Origin of the sequence: Nonomuraea spiralis (assembly GCF_014648435.1) — a bacterium.
GTDB lineage: Bacteria > Actinomycetota > Actinomycetes > Streptosporangiales > Streptosporangiaceae > Nonomuraea > Nonomuraea spiralis.
The window spans coordinates 1-611 of record NZ_BMRC01000098.1; the positions used below are offsets into that span (position 1 = coordinate 1).

At 66.0% G+C, this 611-nt stretch carries 1 protein-coding gene; it reads right to left on the bottom strand.

Features of this window, described 5'->3' with window-relative positions; all coding sequences use genetic code 11:
* The coding region (locus IEZ27_RS53475) for a TCP-1/cpn60 chaperonin family protein (RefSeq protein WP_308427381.1) at positions 1–611 on the bottom strand (611 nt) is incomplete at both ends.

Consider the following 611-nt stretch of genomic DNA (forward strand, 5'->3'; position numbering starts at 1 on the left):
CGGCCGAGCAGGTCGAGGGTGGCGGTCTCCAGCTTGAGGCCGACCTCCTCGGCGATGACCTGACCACCGGTCAGGATCGCGATGTCGCCCAGCATGGCCTTGCGGCGGTCGCCGAAGCCCGGGGCCTTGACGGCCACGGAGCGGAACAGGCCGCGGATCTTGTTGACCACCAGGGTCGCCAGGGCCTCGCCGTCGACGTCCTCGGCGATGATCAGCAGCGGCTTGCCGGACTGCACGACCTTGTCGAGCAGCGGCAGCAGGTCCTTGTTGGCCGAGACCTTGCTGTTGACGATCAGGATGTACGGGTCTTCGAGCACGGCCTCCATGCGGTCGGAGTCGGTCACGAAGTACATCGACGTCATGCCCTTGTCGAAGCGCATGCCCTCGGTGAGCTCAAGCTCGAGACCGAAGGTGTTGCTCTCCTCGACGGTGATGACGCCTTCCTTGCCGACCTTGTCCATCGCCTCGGCGATGAGCGAGCCGATCTCGGGGTCGGCGGCGGAGATGGAGGCGGTCGAAGCGATCTGCTCCTTGGTCTCCACGTCCTTGGCCAGCTTGGAGAGCTCCTCGCTGACGCGCTCGACGGCGGCCTCGATGCCCTTCTTCAGAGC